This window comes from Streptosporangium sp. NPDC002524 (genome assembly GCF_040295985.1).
GTDB lineage: Bacteria > Actinomycetota > Actinomycetes > Streptosporangiales > Streptosporangiaceae > Streptosporangium.
On record NZ_JBEOWK010000013.1, the window covers coordinates 145,510 to 163,240 of the forward strand.

Annotated in this window: 13 protein-coding genes and 1 pseudogene; 11 read left to right on the forward strand and 3 right to left on the reverse strand. The window is 72.6% G+C overall.

Going from position 1 to position 17,731, the window contains the following annotated elements:
* Positions 1–53: 53 nt before the first annotated feature.
* From ABT053_RS23225 to ABT053_RS23235, 3 genes and pseudogenes are all read left to right on the forward strand, one after another.
* Positions 54–1,007 (forward strand): annotated as a pseudogene (locus ABT053_RS23225) (ATP-binding cassette domain-containing protein); the annotation flags it as partial.
* A 263-nt stretch (positions 1,008–1,270) separates the two neighbouring features.
* A complete protein-coding gene (locus tag ABT053_RS23230; protein ID WP_350971218.1) occupies positions 1,271–2,020 on the forward strand; it encodes an ABC transporter permease in 750 nt (249 codons plus the stop codon).
* 287 nt (positions 2,021–2,307) lie between these two features.
* Positions 2,308–3,156 carry an arylamine N-acetyltransferase family protein gene (locus tag ABT053_RS23235; protein ID WP_350971220.1) on the forward strand — a complete coding sequence of 283 codons (849 nt, stop codon included), beginning with the start codon at positions 2,308–2,310 and terminating at the stop codon, positions 3,154–3,156.
* 66 nt (positions 3,157–3,222) lie between these two features.
* Here ABT053_RS23235 and ABT053_RS23240 read toward each other — a convergent pair whose 3' ends face one another.
* Positions 3,223–4,896 (reverse strand): class I adenylate-forming enzyme family protein, encoded by a 1,674-nt coding sequence (locus ABT053_RS23240; protein ID WP_350971222.1) that lies wholly within the window; start codon positions 4,894–4,896, stop codon positions 3,223–3,225.
* A 165-nt stretch (positions 4,897–5,061) separates the two neighbouring features.
* Here ABT053_RS23240 and ABT053_RS23245 point away from each other — a divergent pair, with 165 nt between their 5' ends.
* The 4 genes from ABT053_RS23245 to ABT053_RS23260 are packed head-to-tail and all read left to right on the forward strand — an operon-like array spanning position 5,062 to position 11,829.
* Positions 5,062–6,633 carry a serine/threonine-protein kinase gene (locus tag ABT053_RS23245; RefSeq protein WP_350971224.1) on the forward strand — a complete coding sequence of 524 codons (1,572 nt, stop codon included), beginning with the start codon at positions 5,062–5,064 and terminating at the stop codon, positions 6,631–6,633.
* Positions 6,630–8,852, forward strand: coding sequence for a hypothetical protein (locus tag ABT053_RS23250; protein ID WP_350971226.1), 2,223 nt, complete (start codon positions 6,630–6,632; stop codon positions 8,850–8,852). Before ABT053_RS23245 ends, ABT053_RS23250 begins: the two co-directional genes overlap by 4 nt.
* Positions 8,845–10,404 (forward strand): serine/threonine-protein kinase, encoded by a 1,560-nt coding sequence (locus tag ABT053_RS23255; RefSeq protein WP_350971228.1) that lies wholly within the window; start codon positions 8,845–8,847, stop codon positions 10,402–10,404. Before ABT053_RS23250 ends, ABT053_RS23255 begins: the two co-directional genes overlap by 8 nt.
* 45 nt (positions 10,405–10,449) lie before the next feature.
* Complete coding sequence (locus ABT053_RS23260) at positions 10,450–11,829, forward strand: protein kinase family protein (protein ID WP_350971230.1); 1,380 nt, start codon at positions 10,450–10,452, stop codon at positions 11,827–11,829.
* 91 nt (positions 11,830–11,920) lie between these two features.
* Here ABT053_RS23260 and ABT053_RS23265 read toward each other — a convergent pair whose 3' ends face one another.
* Positions 11,921–12,841: a winged helix-turn-helix transcriptional regulator gene (locus ABT053_RS23265; RefSeq protein WP_350971231.1), complete on the reverse strand. Its 921-nt coding sequence runs from the start codon at positions 12,839–12,841 to the stop codon at positions 11,921–11,923.
* A 284-nt stretch (positions 12,842–13,125) separates the two neighbouring features.
* On the opposite strand from ABT053_RS23265, the gene ABT053_RS23270 reads away from it, so the two are divergent.
* The 4 genes from ABT053_RS23270 to ABT053_RS23285 all read left to right on the forward strand — a co-directional run bounded on the left by ABT053_RS23270 (position 13,126) and on the right by ABT053_RS23285 (position 17,326).
* Positions 13,126–14,577, forward strand: coding sequence for a carotenoid oxygenase family protein (locus tag ABT053_RS23270; protein WP_350971233.1), 1,452 nt, complete (start codon positions 13,126–13,128; stop codon positions 14,575–14,577).
* 227 nt (positions 14,578–14,804) lie between these two features.
* Positions 14,805–15,974, forward strand: a complete 1,170-nt coding sequence (locus ABT053_RS23275) for an acetyl-CoA C-acyltransferase (RefSeq protein ID WP_350971234.1) — start codon at positions 14,805–14,807, stop codon at positions 15,972–15,974.
* The gene (locus tag ABT053_RS23280; RefSeq protein WP_350971236.1) at positions 15,971–17,008 is read left to right on the forward strand and encodes an LLM class F420-dependent oxidoreductase; all 1,038 of its coding nucleotides are present in this window, start codon (positions 15,971–15,973) and stop codon (positions 17,006–17,008) included. Before ABT053_RS23275 ends, ABT053_RS23280 begins: the two co-directional genes overlap by 4 nt.
* Before the next feature lie 126 nt (positions 17,009–17,134).
* Positions 17,135–17,326, forward strand: a complete 192-nt coding sequence (locus tag ABT053_RS23285; RefSeq protein WP_350971238.1) for a tail-anchor membrane protein — start codon at positions 17,135–17,137, stop codon at positions 17,324–17,326.
* An 84-nt stretch (positions 17,327–17,410) separates the two neighbouring features.
* Here the strand turns inward: ABT053_RS23285 and ABT053_RS23290 are convergent, their stop codons facing one another.
* Positions 17,411–17,728 carry a DUF3817 domain-containing protein gene (locus ABT053_RS23290; protein WP_350971240.1) on the reverse strand — a complete coding sequence of 106 codons (318 nt, stop codon included), beginning with the start codon at positions 17,726–17,728 and terminating at the stop codon, positions 17,411–17,413.
* Positions 17,729–17,731: the final 3 nt, after the last annotated feature.

The window sequence follows — 17,731 nt, forward strand, 5'->3', positions numbered from 1 at the left end:
CCGGTCAGGAAGTGGCCTGAATGGATTTTAGCGTGGTCCACATGAACAGCACGATGATCCGCACGAGCGGGCTGACCAGGCACTTCACCGTCAGGAAAGAGACGGTCGAGGCGGTACGCGGCCTCGACCTGCATGTCGCCTCCGGCGAGATGGTGGCACTGCTGGGACCGAACGGGGCAGGAAAATCGACCACCCTGCGGATGCTCACCACGCTGCTCCCCCCGACCTCGGGCAGCGCGGAGGTCGCCGGATACGACGTGACGACCGGACAGCGCGGCGTGCGCTCCCGGATCGGCTACATCGGCCAGGGCAACGGGGCCGCGCACAGCCAGCGGGGCCGTGACGAGCTCATCAGCCAGGGCCGCGCGTACGGGCTCGGTGCCCGCGCGTCACGCGACCGGGCGGCCGAGCTGATCGCCTCCCTGGACCTGGAGGGCGTCGCCGACCGGACGGTGTCGTCGCTGTCCGGCGGCCAGCGACGGCGGCTGGACATCGCGATGGGCCTGATCCACGCCCCCGACCTGCTGTTCCTGGACGAGCCCTCCACCGGCCTCGACCCGCAGAACCGGGCGAACCTCCAGGAGCACATCCGCGCGCTGCGCGCCGAGCACGGCACCACGATCGTCCTGACCACCCACTACCTCGACGAGGCCGACCAGATGGCCGAACGGGTCATCGTGATCGACCACGGGCGGATCATCGCCGACAACACCCCGGCGCGGCTCAAGGCCGACCACGCGGGTGACCGCGTCACCCTGACGTTCGGCGGAGAGCGGGACGCCCGGCGGGCCGTCACCGAGTCGCTGGGCGTCGTGGCGGGCGCGCGGGTCGAGCGGACCGGCGCGCGGGTCGTGATCGAGGTGGCCGGTGGCGTCCAGCTCGCGCCGAAGCTGCTGCGCGGCCTGGACGACGCGGGCATCGAGGTGACCGGTGTCGAGGTCACCCGTCCCACCCTCGACGACGTCTTCCTCAACCTGACCGGCCGCAGCCTCCGCGAGGACGGCACCGCGGCCCCCACCCCCGACCTCGACCCCGCCCCCGGGACCGGGACCGGGACCGGGACCGGGACCGCAGCGTCCGGCACGACGGAACCCGGCACCGCGAAAACCGGCGCCGCAGGATCCGGGACCACGGGATCCGGGACCACGGGATCCGGGGCCACGGGATCCGGGGCCACGGGATCCGGGGCCACGGGATCCGGGGCCACGGGATCCGGGGCCACGAAGCACACCGCCGAGTCCGGCGTCACCACCACCGAGGAGAACCCGGCATGAGCGGCACCACCCTGGTCACCGACACCGTCACCGTCTTCAACCGCGAGCTGCGCCCCGTGCTGCGCGACCCGTTCTCCATAATCTTCACGATGGTGCAGCCGCTGTTCTTCCTGGCGCTGTTCGCGCCCCTGCTCCCGGCCGTGGAGGGCGGGTCCGCGCTGCAGTGGTTCGTCCCCGGCATCGTGGTGATGTCCTGCCTGTTCGGGACCTCCTCCACCGGGGCGAACCTGCTGTTCGAGATCCAGACCGGGTCGCACGAGCGGATGCTCGTCTCCCCGCTGCGCAGACCCGCCCTGATCGTCGGACGGGCCCTGAAGGAGATCGTGCCGATGCTCGCCCAGACGGTGGTCGTCGTCGCCGCCACCATCCCCTTCGGGTTCCGCCCGCACCTCGCCGGAGCCCTCCTCGGCCTGCTGATCCTCGCCGTCTTCTGCGTGGGTCTCGGCGCGCTGTCCTACACGCTGGCGCTGGCGTCCAAGGACAGCGAGTGGATGTTCTGGGGGGTCCAGCAGACCCTGCTCTTCCCGCTGATGCTGCTCGCCGGGATGCTGCTGCCCGTCAGCGGCGGCCCGGACTGGTTGCAGGCGCTCTCGCGGCTCAACCCGCTGACGTACGTCGTGGAGGCCGAGCGCGCCCTGTTCAACGGCGAGATCGTCTCGGCGGCCACCGGCGGCGGCCTGGTCTCGGCGGTGGTCGTGGCCGCGCTGGGCCTGCTCGTCGGCACCCGGGCCATGCGCCGCGCCTGACCTCCTCTCCTCCGGCTCCCTCCTCCGGCTCCCTCCTCCGCCCTTCTCCCAGTTCCTCCGGCCTCTCCCGACCTCATCTGAGCGCCGCGCCCCGGCACCCTCGCCGGGGCGCGGCGGAAGTGCGCGGGTTCACGACTGTTCACGGCTGTTCGTGGACGTCTTGGCCGTTCGTGAGCGTCCACGGCCGTCTCCACCGTTCGCGGCCGTTCACGGCTGTTCGCGACCGTTCTCCAGAAAGCGCATGTCCAACGCTAGGTCCGCGCCCACCTCGGCGTTACCGTGACGGGGTGATCGATGTCACCACGTATCTCCGCAGGATCGGTGTGAAGGTCGACGGACCTCCGAGCGCGGAGTCACTGCACCTGCTGCACCGAGCGCACGTGGAGCGTGTGCCGTACGAGTGCCTGGAGATCTGGCTGGGCCGTCCGACGACCGTCGACCCGATGGAGTCGGTCGCGCGGATCATGCGGGGCCGGGGCGGCTACTGCTACCACCTGAACGGGGCCTTCTCCCTGCTGCTGGAGGCGCTCGGCTACCGGGTGACCCGGCACCTCGGCGGGGTGCAGGGCCGTGCCGGGGGCCCGGCGAACGTGGACGGCGGCCACCTCGTGCTCACGGTCTCGGGACTCCCGGGTCCGGGCAACCCCGGCGGGGAGTGGCTGGTCGACCAGGGCCTGGGCGACGCGATCCACGACCCGCTCCCGCTCGTCGAGGGCACGTACCGGCAGGGCCCCTTCACCTACGGCCTGCGTCCCTCCGAGGTGGAGCCCGGCGGGTGGCGGTTCGACCACGACCCGCGCGGCGACTTCCTCGGCATGGACTTCCGCGCCGGGCCCGCCACGATGCCGGAGTTCGCGGCGATGCACGAGTTCCTCTCCACCTCGCCGGAGTCGGGCTTCGTACGCGTGGCCACGGTCCAGCGGCGCGACGCGAGCGGTGTCGACGTGATGCGGGGCCTGGTCCTGGCCCGTCTCGGCGACCGCGAGCACACCCAGACCGCGTGGACCGAACGCGACTACTTCGAGATGCTGGCCGACGTCTTCGGCCTGTCCCTGCCCGACGTCACCCCCGTCGAGCGGGCCAAGCTCTGGCAGCGCCTGTGGACCGCCCACGAGAAGTGGTCCGACTCGTACTGACCCTCGGGCACGGCGCGCCCGGCGGCCCGGTCGCGGGGGACCACGGCCGCCGGGACGAAAGGGAACTCAGCCGAGTGACTCCTTCAGCTCCCGCTTGAGGATCTTGCCCAGCGGGTTGCGGGGCAGCGCCTCGACGACCTCCAGGCGTTCGGGGAGCTTGTACGAGGCGATGCCCTTGCCCCGCAGGTGGTCCACGACCGAGGCGAGGTCCACGGTCTGGCCGGGCTTGGGGACGATCACGACGCAGACCCGCTCGCCGAGGACCTCGTCGGCGTAGCCGACCACCGCCACCTCGGCCACCGCCGGGTGCCCGGAGACCAGCGCCTCCAGCTCGGCGGGCGCGATGTTCATGCCGCCCCGGATGACCAGGTCCTTGGCCCGGTCGACGTAGCGCAGGTACTGTCCCCGGTCTCCGGCGATCTCGAACACGTCGCCGGTCCTCAGGTAGCCGTCCCCGTCGAACGGGTCGGCGGCGGCCGTGCCCGGCAGGTAGCCGGAGAAGACGGTCGGCCCCGACAGGTGGAGCTCGCCGGGGACCCCGGCCTCGACGATCTCCTCGCCGAGCGGGTCGACCAGCTTGGTCCGGGTGGCGCCGAGGGTGCCGGGCCAGTCGGCGCCCGGGGCGTCGGGCCGGGGGAAGAAGCGGGCCCTGTCCTCGGGGTCGGGCATGCGCACCGGGTCGGAGAGCAGCGCGACGCCCTCGTTGGACCCGAAGAAGTTGATGATCGCGATGCCGTACCTGTCCTGCCAGCCCTTGACCATCGGCGGCGGCAGCGGCGCCGAGCCGGAGCCGATCCGGGTCAGCGTGGTGAGGTCGGTCCTGGCGAGGATCGCCTCCTGCTGGAGCAGCATCGTCAGCAGCGCGGGCGGGGCCAGGGTGTAGGTGACGCGCTCCTCCGCGATCTGCCTGAGATACGTCGGCAGGTCGAACGGGTGATGCTGGACGAGCACGGCACCGGTCTTCAGCCAGGGCAGGAAGACCCCGCCGATCCCCGCCATGTTGACCATGGGGAAGGGGTTGAGGATGACGTCGTCCTCGGTGAGGCCCGGAGCGTCGGCACAGGTGGACGCGACCGCGAGCCAGTCGTAGTGACACCTCGGCACGCCCTTGGGAGTGGCCTCGGTGCCGGAGGTCCAGCAGATCGTGACGGGGTCGGCGGGGTGCGCCTCGTACGGGACACCGGGCACCTCGGACGACCGCGAGCCGGGCGCGGAGGGGTCGGGCTCTCCTGAAAAGGAGTCCATGGACGAGGAGGCGACGGTCGCGGTGTCGAGGTCGGCGCCCCAGGTGAGGGCCGGGATGTCCTCCGGCACGCGGGCGGCGGCGGTCGTCGAGGTGACGAAGAGCACGACCCCGGCGAGAGCGCAGAGCTGGTTCAGCTCGTACTCGCGGTACTGCACCGGGAACGGGGTGACCACCGCGCCCACCCTGACCGCGGCCAGGAAGGTGACCGCGAGCTCCACGCTGTTGGGAAGCTGGACGGCGACCACGTCCCCGGGACCGGCGCCCCGAGCGCGCAGCACCCCCGCCACCCGGTCGACCTCGGCGTCCAGTTCGGACCAGGTGAGCCTCTTGATCTCACCGGGCAGCAGGTCGGCCTTGTTGAGCGGGTCGGCGATCGCGAGGGCGCCGGGACGGGCGCTCACCTGGGCACGGAGCAGCCGGTCGATCGTGTCTCCGGTCCACCAGCCGCCGGAGGTGTAGCGGTCGATCCGCTCTTGCGTGTGCAGGCGCTTCATCGCGGCTCCAAGGGCGTCGTGAGGATTGTCGTGACACTACGAAAACAGAAGCCAGGGGTCAATGGATGGGGCGGAACAACTGTTCATTGGTTCATGTGCCACTAAGTGACTATGTTGCTGTCCGCGATGGGATAAGCGAACGGGGTGAGCGGGATCGACACTCGAGTGCTGGCAAGCCGTTACCGGCTGCTCAACCCTCTCGCCGAGGGCGGGGCGGGCACGGTCTGGCTCGCCACCGACGAGACGCTCGGCCGCGACGTGGCGGTGAAAGAGGTACGGCTCCCGGCCGACCTCGACCCCGTCAGGCGGCAGGAGGTCTTCGCCTCGGCGATCCGCGAGGCCAACCTCGCCGCCCGGCTCAAACACCCCTCCATCGTGACCGTCCACGACGTGGTCGTCGACCGGGAACGACCCTGGCTCGTCATGGAGCTGCTGTCGGGCTCGTCCCTGGAGCAGACCGTCCGCGACCGGCGCCCGCTCCCCGCGCACCAGGCGGCCAGGATCGGCGTGGGCATCCTCAGCGCGCTCGGTGCCGCGCACGCCGCCGGGGTGGTCCACCGCGACGTCAAGCCGGGCAACGTCTTCCTCACCCGGACCGGCAAGGCCGTCCTCACCGACTTCGGCTTCGCGGTCGCCGAGGGCGAGGCCACCTCCGGCCGGACCGGCCACCTGGTCGGCTCGCCCAACTACATCGCGCCCGAACGGCTGCGCGGCGAGCGCGGCGGCCCCGCCTCCGACCTGTGGTCCCTGGGCGCCACGCTCTACTTCGCCGTCGAGGGGGTGCCCCCGCACCCGGCGGAGACCCCCATCGCGGCGATCAGCCGGGTGCTCACCGAGCCGCCGAGGCCGCCGGAGCGCGCAGGCGAGCTGGGCCCGCTGCTGGTACGCATGCTCGACCCGGTCCCCGAGGCCCGGCCGTCCTTCGAGGCCGTCGCCCGCTCGCTGGGAGAGCTGGCCGCCGGTCGTACGGTCACCGAGACACCGGCCGCGCCACCCGCCCCCTCGCCGTCCCCCGCCCCCGCGTCCGCGTCCGCCCCCGCGTCCGCCCCCGTACGGCCGCCCGCGCCGCGCCCGAGCCGCACGGCGCTGTGGGCCGCCGTCGAGACGGCCGGGATCGGGGTGGTCATCGCGGTCACCTTCGGGGTGACGTTCCTGCTGACCTCGGACCCCACGGCCGCCGAGAAGCGGGTCAGGCTGAGCGAGAGTCCCGGCGCCTTCGCCACGCCGGTGGACGTGTGCGAGCTCGTCCCCGGCGCGATGGCCAGGCAGCTGCTGCCCGCGCTGGCGGGCGAGGGCAAGCCGACCAACGACGGCGGCTGCCAGTGGGCGGCCAGGGGCATGGGGCTGGAGGTGCGTCTCTCCGGCGCCGACCAGTGGGGCAAGAGCCCGCGCCAGGCCCACGAGCTGTTCGTGAACCGGCGCCAGAGCGTCATACCGAGCGGGGAGAACGCCTGGAGCTGGCCGGAGATCCAGGCCGGCATCCGTTCCTCCCGCTCCACGGCGCCGACGACGGTGAAACCCGCCGGGGACGAGGCGTTCGGTTACGACGTCTACGAGAATCGCAAGACAGGCAGGCTGGAGCAGAGCTACGTGGTCATGCGCGTGGACAACCTCGTCCTCGACGTCGGTTACACCGTGGTGGACGGCAGCAAGGACGGCCCGGCGATCCAGGCCGGAGCCCACACCACCGCGACGTGGATCGCGAACGCGTTGAACAAGCAGAAGGCGAGCGGATGAACCATCCAGACGTCCCTCGATCGCAGGGCAGGCACGCGGGCGGGCACACCGCCCCCGTCGCTCCGGGGCCCGGGATCGCCGGAGCCGAGGGCCCGCCGATGCTTGAGCAGAGCTCCCTGGAACAGGTGGTCGCCCGCTTCGGGCCGATGTCCCCGCAGCAGGCCGCGGTGGTCGGGGTGGCCGTGCTGGACCAGCTCGTCGCGATGCACAGGCAGGGCATGCTGCACGGCGACGTGCGGCCGGGTTCGGTGCTGCTCGGCCCGTACGAGCAGATCGTCCTCGCCGCGCCCTCCCTGCCCTCGTCGCTCTTCACCTCTCCCGAGGGGGTGACCAGCCCGGCCGCCGACCTGTGGTCGCTCGGCGCGACCCTCTACACCGCCGTCGAGGGCCGTCCGCCGTCCCCCGGCGGTTCCCTGGACAACGCGGGCCCGATCGCGCCCGTCCTGTTCCACCTGCTCGCGGGCGACCCCGCCCAGCGGCCCGACCCGGGCACCCTGCGCGGCGCCCTGATCGAGGTCTCCCAGTACCGTCCCGAACCTCCGGCCGCGCCGCCCCCGGGCCCGCTCTCCTCAGGTCCGCTCTCCTCGGGCCCGCTTCCCTCGGGGCCGCTTCCGGCAGGTCCGCTCTCCTCTGGTCCGCTCCCGCCGGGTGTTTTCCCGTCCCCCTCGGGAAGCTCGCTCCCCCAGGTTCCAGGAACCTCCGACCCGGGAGCGTCCGCCTCCTCCGGCCCTTTCCCGTTCTCCGGCCCCTTGTCTCCCCCCGCCCCCGGGACCCCTGCGGCCTTCGGACAGGCCCCTCTCCAGGGCCCCGGAGCGCCCGGGACGCCGGGCCCGCACCCCGCGACCGGACCGGGCACGACCGGACCCGTCGCGACCGGACCGGGAACGACAGCGCCGGGGACGACAGGGCCAGGGACGACAGGGCCGGGTGCGGCCGGTCCTCAGGGGTGGGACACGACCGCGCCGCCCGGGAGTCCCGGAGCCCCTGGAGCCCCCGGACCCCTTGGAGCTCCGGGAGCCCCCGGAGGGCAGGAGGACGGCGGGATCGCCCCGGCCGCCCCCGGGGAGGTGACCGCGCCTTTCAGGAAGAACCTGACCGAGCAGATGTCCGCCATCACGGCGAGGCTCCCCCTCCAGGACGTCCCCGTCCCCCCTCAGGTCGCGCTCTCCTCCTCCCCGGGCACGCCGATCGTCTGGCAGGTCCCCCCCTCGGCCCCTCCCACGGCCCCTTCCCCGGCTCCTCCCACGGTTCCTCTCACGGCCCAGCCTTCGGTCCCTCCGCAGCAGGACACCCTCCACCAGGGCCCGCCCCACCCCGGGCTCCCTCAGCAGGCGACACCCCAGGGACCGCCCCAAGGGCCGCCCCCGGGACCGTCCCAGCAGGAGGCGTCTCCGCAGGGGCCGTCCCGGCAGGCGACTCCCCAGGGAGGACGACCCCACTCCGGCGCGCCCGGCCCCACCCCGCCGCATCAGACCCCTCGGGACGCCCCCACCTCGCGCGAGCCGGCCCTCCTCCCCGTACCAGCGCCGGGAGAGACACCCGACGCGCGGTCGGCGTGGACGACGGGGGTGCTCGTACCCCGGCCGGTCGTGGCGCTCACCGGTGTGCTGCTCTTCGGCATGGCGGTCACCATCGGCGTCCTGCTCACCTCCGTGGTCGCGAACTCGGACGACGGCCTCTCCACCGCCGAGCCCTCCGGCGCGAAGGGCCGCTTCGCCACGGCCCCCCGGGCCTGCAGCCTGCTCGACGACAAGCAGGTGAACGAGGTCGTGCCGGGCTTCAAGAGTTCGGAGGTCGAGCGTTCCGTCTGCAACTGGCTCAACCAGCACGACTGGCGCAAGCCCAACGTCGAGAAGTACGACCTGCGGGTCCGGTTGATCGCCCAGAAGCAGGACGGGTCGGAGGTCGCGAGGGCGAGGGAGTATCTGGCGGGCAAGAAGAAGGACCTCCTCGACAAGAGCCAGTTCACCACTCCCAAGCCTCTGCCGCCCAAGGACCTGCGGGGCGTCGGCGAGGAGGCGTTCACCTCCAGCGCGTACAACTCCATCAACCTGTACGGAGGCTCCTACAAGGCGACCGTGGTCTTCCGGATCAGCAACCTGATCGCCGAGGTCGACTACGAGCGGGGCGGCGTCAAGGAGGACCCCGACGGCAAGATCTCCGAAGGCGCGCTGAAGGTGGCGCGCTGGCTCACCGAGTCCCTGAAGACCGATGACTGATCGGGTCGCGGGCCCGCTGCCCGTGCTGGCGGGCCGCTACCGGGCGCTCGCGAAGCTCGGCGCGGGCGGGATGGGCGTGGTGTGGCGGGCTCGCGACGAGCTGCTCCACCGCGAAGTGGCGATCAAGGAGGTCAAGCTCGACCCGAACCTGCCCGAGGCGCAGCGCGCCGAGGCGCGGGAGCGCACCCTGCGCGAGGCGCGCGCCGCCGCCCGGCTGGGGCACCCGTCCATCGTGGCCGTGCACGACGTCGTGGCGCAGGACGGCCGGCCGTGGATCGTGATGGACCTGGTCGACGGCCGTTCGCTGGAACAGGCGGTCCAGGACGAGGGACCGCTGCCGCCACGGCGGGTGGCCGTGATCGGCCTGGCCGTGCTGGACGCGCTCGCCCTCGCGCACAGCCGGGGCATCGTGCACCGCGACGTGAAACCGGCCAACATCATGCTCGCCAGGAACGGCGGGGTGCTGCTGACCGACTTCGGCATCGCCACCCTGGAGGGGGACGTCCAGCTCACCTCACCGGACGCGCTGGTCGGCTCCCCCGCGTACATGGCCCCCGAACGGCTGCGCGGCATCGGCGACGGCCCGGCCACCGACCTGTGGTCCCTGGCGACGACCCTGTACACGGCCGTCGAGGGCCACAGCCCCTTCCGTCGCGACACCTCGGCCGCGACCATCGGCGCGATCCTCACCCAGGAGGCGCCCCCGCCCCGCCGGGCGGGCGACCTGACTCCGGTGCTCGTCGCGGCGCTGGTCAAGGATCCCCGGCGGCGCCCGGGAGAGGCCGGGCTGCGCGCCGCCCTGCGGCAGGTCTCCCAGGGGCTGCCCGTGGAGCCGCTCTCCCAGCTCTCGCCCGCCCTGCCCGTCCCGCCCGCCTCGTCCCTCTCCTCGCAGGAGACCGTGCCCGGGAGACGGGTGGCCCCGCGCCGCCGTACCGCTCTGATCGCGGCGGCCGTGCTAGCCGCGGTGGCGGCACTGGCGACCGGGACGGTACTGCTGACGACGAACGCGGACGCCCCCGAGACGTCCCTGCCCTCGCCGCCGACGGCCGGCACCGGGCGGTTCGCCACCGTGCCCGACGCCTGCTCGCTGCTGAACAGCGCCCAGAGCCGGGCCGTGGCACCCGGCTCGACCCCGGATCCCGCGCCGAGCGCGTCGAAGGAAGGGGAGTCCTACTGCGGCTGGGGCGGTCCCACGGAGGCGCGCTGGTTACGGCTCACGCTGACCCGCAAGGCGCCCGTGCGGGCGAAGGCCGCCCCGGAGGTGGCCCACGAGTTCTTCGCCTCCGACCGCACCAAGGTCGTCGCCGACAGGGGGGAGGGCCTCCTGGGCTCGACCGGCGCCCTCCGGAACGTCGGCCGACTGGGCGCGGAGGCCTTCGCCTACGAGGTGGTCGCGCTGGACCGGGTCAACTCCACGGTCCGTTTCCGGATCAGCAACCTGCTGGTCGAGGTCGACGTGTCGCGGAAGGGCGAGCGCCCCGACGCCGAGCTGCGCGAGCACGCCCTCCGCGTCGCCCGCCAGGTCGCCGAGAAGCTGAACAGCAGTGACTGACCACCCCCGGCCCGCGTACGGCCCCACCGCCCCCGGACGGTCCGCGTGACCGATCCGAATCTGCTGGCCGGTCGCTACCGGCTGCTGGAGCGTCGCGACCGGGCCGGGAGCACCTGGCGCTCCCGCGACGAGCTGCTCCAGCGGGACGTCACGATCACCGGGATATCGCTCCCGCCGCCCGGCCCGCACCGTGACCTGCTTCTCGGCAGGATCCGTGCCGCGGCCGACTTCAGGCACCCGAACGTCATCACCCTGCACGACGTCGTCTCCTTTCCCGACCAGGTGTGGCTGATCCTGGAGTCGGTCGAAGGCCGCTCGGTGCTGCGGACCGTCCGGGCCGAAGGACCGCTCACCTCCGAGCGGGCGGCCGAGGTCGGCCTGCGCGTCCTGGACGCGCAGACCGCCGCCCACGGGCGGGGCGTCCACCTCCTGGCCGACCCGGAGAGCGTCCTTCTCACCCCGGACGACAGGGTCGTGGTCACCGGCCTGGCCGTCTTCGACGACACCGACGCCACCGACGAGTTGCGCGACCTGGGCGCCGTGCTGTTCACCGCCGTCGAGGGACAGGCCCCGGGCACCGGCCCGCACACCGCCCCGTACGCCGGACCGCGCCCGGCGGACGGCGTCGCCCCGGCCCGGGGGCACACCGGCGGGCCCGGTCCCGCCGTCACCGGGCACGACAGGCGCACCGGGGGCACCGGGGGCACCGGCGCGGCGGACTCCGGCCCGCTGGCCCCGCTGCTGGAGGGCCTGCTGGCGGCCGACCCGGCGCACCGCCCGGACGCCACCACGGCCCGCACGGTCCTGCTGGGACTCACCTCCCGCCCCGCGAGGTCCCGCCGCCGTACCGGCCTGCTCCTCGTGGCCGCCGCGCTCGCCCTCCTGGCCGTCGGCGGTACGGCGTTCTGGTTCTGGCCCCGCCCCGCGGCCCCGCCGCCGAGCCCGGCACCGCTGCCCACCTTCTTCGCGAAGGCTCCGGACCCGTGCTCCCTGATCTCGGGGGAACAGGCCGAGCGTCTCTACCTCGCGACTTCCTCGTCGAGGAGGAAAACGTCGTGCGCCTGGTCCGCGGCGGACCCGAAGGCACCCGGCGGTCTCAGGAACACGCTGGAGATCACCCTTGTCCGCGAACCGAAGGCGGAGCTCGCGCACGCGACGTACCTCCGTCTCCGCTCAAGGGACGCGAAGGACACCCGGATCGTGAGCGTTCCGGCCGACGTGCCCGGTCTCGGTGACGAGGCCTACGCCTACCAGCTCAGCAACGGCCATTCGAGCGTCAACTCGGTGGTCGTCCTCCGGGCGGGCAACATCGTGACGGCCCTGCAGTACCACCGGTTCACCGTTCCGGACACCGGAGGCAGGGGACGCGCCGGGGCGCTCCAGGCGGCCCGCTGGACGGTCGACTCCCTACGCGGCCGGAAATGAGCACGGCCGGACACGAGAGCCCCGGGGACAAGCACGGCCGGAAAAGAGACCCCTGAGAAGAGAGCGGCCGGGGACGAGTCCCGGGCCGCCGTCACTCCGGTAGGACGAAACGGACCTCGCGCCGCTGGAGCGGCCGGCCGCACGCCCGGCACAGCAGGACCGGCTGGAAGGTGGCGCCGCAGAGCGCGTGGGTGATGGACAGGGCCGAGCCCTCGGGGGCGGGGAGCTCGCGCTGGGCCCAGTCGACCAGGAAGGCGAACACCTCGAAGAAGGCGAGCCCCTTGTCGGTGAGCCGGTACGAGCCGTCGGGCCGGGCGTCGAAGACGCGCAGCTCGACGAAGCGGCGCAGCCGGTCGGTGAGCACCGAGGGCGCGATCCCGAGCCCGGACTGGAAGTCGACGAAGCGCCGGGTGCCCAGGAACGCCCCGGCCAGGACGCTGGTGCTCCACCGGTCGCCGAGGATCTCCATCGACGCCGGGCAGTAGCCGATCAGGTCGGGCGAGGCGTCGGAGCGGACCGTGCGGCGGTGCCGCCGCGGCGGGCCGATCCTGGAGAACGTGGCCAGCGGGCCCGGCTCGGTCCGGGTGTCGCGGGCGCTCATCGGCTCCAGGCAGGAACCGCACCCGAGGTACGGCTTGGCGTCCTGGCCGCACTGCTCGTGCAGCAGCGGCGGGAGCCGCCCCGGGGCGACCCAGTCGCGCTCCCACGCCTGGATGGCCACCAGCAGGGCCCACAGCTGGAGCCCGCGCTCCGTCAGCCGGTACTCGTAGCGGGTGCGGCCGTCGCGGTACGCCGACAGCTCGAAGATGCCGTGGTCGACCAGCTCCCTGAGCCTGGCGGCGAGGACCGACTCGGAGATGCCCAGCGCGTCGCGCCAGCCCGCGAACGTCCTGATCCGCAGCAGGAACGCCCGCTGCAGGATCAGCAGCACCCACCGGTCACCCAGGATCACCAGTGCCTGCCCTATCGCACTGAGCTCGGTCCACGCCGGCTCCCGCTCAGTGCCGTTCACAGCCTGTCCTCCCGATGGATGGTCGCGTGGTCGTGGTCCTGGTCATGGTCATGGTCGTGCTCGTCGCCGGCAGGCGGGTCCGTACCCGTTTTCGGCGAACACCGTCATGTTCGTCGCCATCAGGTATGGCCCTGCCCGCTCCCGGCGAAACCGCCAAACTACCAACCCGGCGCCGCGCGGACAGCGGCGCGCCCTTCCTGGACACGCCATCCGCGGAGACCGGCCACGCCGTCGGCGGAGAACGGTCATTGACGACCTGACTTCTTTTATCGTAGCGTCAGGACATGGCGGAACCTGTGATGGTCATGGACGAGTCGGGCGAGCCGAATCCGTACCTGCTGGGCGTCTACGCGCCGGTCCAGGACGAGATCACGGCCGAGAACCTCAAGGTCATCGGCGAGATCCCGAAGGACCTCAACGGCGTCTACCTGCGCAACGGGCCCAACGCCCGGTTCCCGATGAAGGGGCGCTACCACTGGTTCGACGGCGACGGCATGGTGCACGCGATGCACTTCGAGAACGGCAGGGCCCGTTACCGCAACCGCTATGTCAGGACCAGGGCGTTCGAGGCCGAGTCGGCGGCCGGGCGGTCGCTGTGGACCGGCGTGATGGAGAACCCGAAGGGCAACCCGTTCGGCAACACCCGCGGGCTCGGCCTCAAGGACTCCGCCAACACCGACGTGATCTTCCACCGCGGCCGGGTCCTCACCACCTGGTACCTGTGCGGCTCCCCGTACGGCATGGACCCCCTCAGCCTGGAGACGCTCGGCGTCGAGACCTTCCTCGACACGCTGACCGGCGACTTCATGGCCCACCCCAAGGTCGACGAGCGGACCGGGGAGCTGTTCTGGTTCGACTACGGGCCCCGCAGGCCGTACCTGCGCTACGGGGTGGTCGGCGCGGGCGGGCAGGTCGAGCACTGCGTGGAGCTGGAGCTGCCGGGGGCGCGGCTGCCGCACGACATGGCGATCACCGAGAACCACGCGATCCTCATGGACCTGCCGCTCTACCAGGACATGGACGCCGCCCGGCAGGGCCGCTACAAGCTCACCTTCGACCGGGAGCTGCCCTCGCGCTTCGGCGTCATCCCCCGGCGCGGGCAGGCGCACGAGATCCGCTGGTTCGACGCGAAGCCCTGCTACATCTACCACGTCGTCAACTCCTGGGAGGAGGACGGGGAGATCGTCCTGGACGTCTGCAGGGTGGGCCGGCCCGCGCCCGCCGGGAGCGGCAGCCCGCTGGCCCGCATGATCTCCTATCTCAAGCTCGACGCGCGGATGTACCGCTACCGCTTCGACCTGCGCACCGGCCGCACGTCGGAGGGGTTCGTGGACTCCGACCACAACACCGAGTTCCCCTCGATGGACGCCCGGCTGACGGGCCTGCGGTCGCGCTACGCCTACAACGTGTCGGTCAAGGACGCCGCGACCAACCTCTTCGACGGCCTGGTCCGCTACGACAACGTGACGGGCGGCAAGGAGACGTACTACTACGGCGAGCACCGCTACGGCAGCGAGGCCCCGTTCGCGCCGCGCGACGGCGCGACGGACGAGGCGGACGGCTACCTCGTCAGCTTCGTCACCGACGAGCGCGAGGGCACCTCCGAGGTGCAGGTCCTGCACGCGGCGAACCTGGGCGCCGGGCCGATCGCCCGGATCGTCCTGCCCCAGCGGGTGCCGCTCGGCTTCCACGCCACCTGGGTACGCGAGGACCAGCTGAGGGACTCGACCGCATGAGACCCGACCCCGCGAGGACCCGTGCAAGGAACGCGTGAGAACCCGTGCGAGGACCGCGTGAGAACCATGCGAGGACCGCGTGAGAACCCGTGCGAGGACCGCGTGAGAACCACACGAGGACCGCATGGGACCACACGAAAACCCTGCGAGAACCCTGCGAGCACCACGCGAGAACCGCGTAAGACCCGTGTGAGCACCGCGCACGACACCCGGCAGGAGCAGGACAGATGACGACATACATCTACGAGACAGTCAGGACCCCCCGGGGTAAGGCGAGACCCGGCGGAGGGCTGGCGGACGTGACGCCGCTGACCATGCTGGAGAGGCTCCTGGACGCCCTGCGCGAGCGGACCGGCGTCGAGCGGGCGGACGACATGATCGTCGGCTGCGCCTCGCAGAACGCCGACCAGGGCGGCAACCTCGCCAGGACCGCGGCGCTCACCGCGGGCTTCGACTCGCCCGGCATGACCGTCAACCGCTACTGCACCTCGGGCGTCGACGCGGTCCGTACGGCCTTCGCGCTCGTGGAGTCCGGGCAGAGCCGCGTCGTGGTCGCCGGAGGGGTCGAGTCGGTCTCCCGGGTGCCGATGTTCTCCGACGGCGGACCGCTGTGGGCCGACCCCGCGGTGGTGGACAGGGTCGGGTCGATCCACATGGGCATCGCGGCGGACCTGGTCGCGACGGTCGAGGGCTTCGAACGCGAGGAGCTCGACGCGTACGGCCTGCGCACCCAGACCCTGGCCGCCGAGGCGTGGGCCGCCGGGCGCTACGACCGCTCGCTGGTGCCGGTCGGCGACCTGCGGCACGACGAGCACGTGCGGCCGGGCGTGACCCTGGAGGCGCTCGCCGCGATGGCACCCGCCTTCGCCGGTCAGGACGACCAGGACGCCATCGTCCGCGGGCACCGTCCCGAGGTCGGCGAGCTGCGCCACCTGCACACCCGGGGCACCTCCCCCAGCCTGTGCGACGCGGCGGGCCTGGTCCTGGTCGCCTCCGGATCGGCGGGCGCGGAGCTCGGCCTGCGGCCCAGGGCCAGGATCGTGGGCACCGCGACCGCCTCCGTCGACCCGGTCACCATGCTCACCGCCGGGCAGCTCGCGGTCGAGCGGGTCGTCGCCGGGGCCGGGCTCACCCCCGACGACGTCGAGGTCTACGAGTTCGCCGAGGCGTTCGCCGCGCTGTGCCTGAAGTTCCAGCGGGACCTGAAGGTCGGCGAGGACCGCTTCAACGTCAACGGCGGCACCATCGCGATGGGCCACGCCTTCGGCGCCACCGGGGCCCTCCTCGTCGCCGCCTGCGCGGACGAGCTCGAACGCCGCGGGGCCCGGTACGGCGTCGCCGCGGTGAGCGGGGCCGCGGGCAGCGGTTCCGCCGTGCTGCTGGAGCGTGTCGCGTGAGGCTGGGCGTCTCCCTGGGACTCTGGCAGGACCGGCCCGCCGAGGAGGCCCTGCTGACCGCGAGGGCCGCCGACGAGCTGGGCTACGGCGAGCTGTGGGTGGGCGAGATGGCCACCTACGACGCCTTCGCGCTGGCCACCGCGATCGGGCTGTCCACCGGCCGGATCGGGCTCACCGTGGGACCGCTGGCGGTGGCCGTACGGGACCCCGTGACGATCGCGATGGGGGTGGCGTCGGTGGCCGGTCTCGTCGGGAGGCCGGTGAACGTGGCGGTCGGCACGTCGAGCCCGCTCGTCGTCGAGGAGTGGCACGGCAGGTCACGGGCGCGCTCGGCCACGGTGCTGCGGGAGGCGGTACGGGCCCTCAGGCCGCTGCTCGATGGCGACAAATCCGATTTTTCGGGTGAGTGCGTGAAGAGTCGCGGCTATCGGCTCCGGCTCCCGGCACCCCGCGCCGAGCTGACCGTGGCCGCCTTCGGCCCCTCCGCCGTACGGACCGCCGCGACGGCCGACCGGATGGTGCTCAACCTGATCACCCCCGCCTCCGCCGCCCGCCTCACCGCCGATCTCCGCGCGGCGGCCCGGACGGCGTCGGCACAGGAGGAACAGGAGGAACAGGAGGAGGGGCGGGACGCGGCACCGGCACCGGGGCAGGACGCGGCCCACGGGCAGAGCCCGGTACCGAGGGTGGCGGCCTGGGTGACGGCCGCGGTCGACCCGGGACGCGAGGCGGTCGACCGGATACGGCGCGCCGTCGTGGGATATCTCGCCGCGCCCGGATACGGCGAGATGTTCGTCGAGGCCGGGTTCGGGGACGTGGTCGCGTTCGCCAGGACCCGCCCGCACCCCCGCGAGCTGCTCGCCGCCATCCCCGACGGCCTGCTGGAGTCGGTCGCCCTGCTCGGCGACGTGGGTGCGGCCCGCGAGCGGCTGCGCGCCTACGCCGACGCGGGCGTGGACGAGGTGGCCCTCGTCCCGGTCAGCACGGACGCCGACCCCGGCGGCGTCGCGACACTCAAGGCACTGGCCGGGTAGCGAAATCCGACGGCAAAATCACGATATATCTCGGTTGGAACCACCGTGGTAGGTCCACACGTTGGACCGGCGACGCACAATGAACTACAGACGGGGCGTCCGCCCCGCGTTCGGAGGATGTTGAGGATGTCGCCCGTCCAGAAGTACGCGATCGGCGCCGGAGCAGTGGTGTTCCTGTCGTGGCTGTTCCTGCCAGGTTTCGTGACGCTGCTGATCCTCCTGGGCGTCGTCGCCGCCCCGGTCGTCGGCTACCTGATGCTCGACCCGTCACAGCGCGCGCGCCTCAGGCGCTCGCGTCGCCGGGGGCTCGGCCGCTGACGCGGCACATGACACCACCGCGGCCCGTCCGGCCCGGCCACGCGAACCCGCGTCTCCCGGCCGGGCCGGACCGGGCCGGACGGATCAGGCGGCAGCGGCGGCGGTCGCGAGCTCCGACTCCACCCGCCGGGTGACCTTGCGCTCGAACACGAACGAGAGCAGCGGCACGGTGCCCGCGAGCATCACCCCGACGATGTACGGCCACGTCCAGCGCGCCTTCATGCCCAGGTTCATCGTGGCCACGAGATAGAGCATGTAGAGGAAGCCGTGGATCGGGGAGACGATCTTCGAGGGCTCCTCGATGCCGAAGCCGTACCTGAGCACGATGCAGGTGACCAGGACGAGCAGCATCACGCCGACGATGTAGGCCAGGATTCGAAAGGGCTTGAGAGCGGATTCCACGGT